The sequence below is a fragment of the Rhodoblastus acidophilus genome, from assembly GCF_009720655.1.
GTDB classification, from domain to species: domain Bacteria; phylum Pseudomonadota; class Alphaproteobacteria; order Rhizobiales; family Beijerinckiaceae; genus Rhodoblastus; species Rhodoblastus acidophilus_A.
Window position 1 is genome coordinate 1 of sequence record NZ_WNKS01000061.1, and the last position, 495, is coordinate 495.

General features: G+C 63.0%; 1 pseudogene. It reads left to right on the top strand.

The annotated features are described in order from the left end of the window. Positions 1-495: pseudogene (nifH, locus tag GJ654_RS20700) on the top strand (nitrogenase reductase); the annotation flags it as partial.

Genomic DNA, 495 nt, shown 5'->3' on the forward strand with positions numbered 1-495 from the left:
ATGGGCCAGAAAATCCTGATCGTCGGCTGCGATCCCAAGGCCGACTCCACCCGCCTGATCCTGCACGCCAAGGCCCAGGACACCATCCTGTCGCTCGCCGCCGAAGCCGGCTCGGTCGAGGACCTCGAACTCGAAGACGTGCTCAAGATCGGCTTCGGCGACATCAAGTGCGTGGAATCCGGTGGTCCGGAGCCGGGCGTCGGCTGCGCCGGTCGCGGCGTCATCACCGCCATCAACTTCCTCGAAGAAAACGGCGCCTATGACGACGTGGACTATGTGTCCTACGACGTGCTCGGCGACGTGGTCTGCGGCGGCTTCGCCATGCCGATCCGCGAGAACAAGGCGCAGGAAATCTACATCGTCATGTCCGGCGAGATGATGGCCATGTACGCGGCCAACAACATCGCCAAGGGCATTCTGAAATACGCCAATTCCGGCGGCGTGCGCCTGGGCGGCCTGGTCTGCAACGAGCGCAAGACCGACAAGGAATACGAG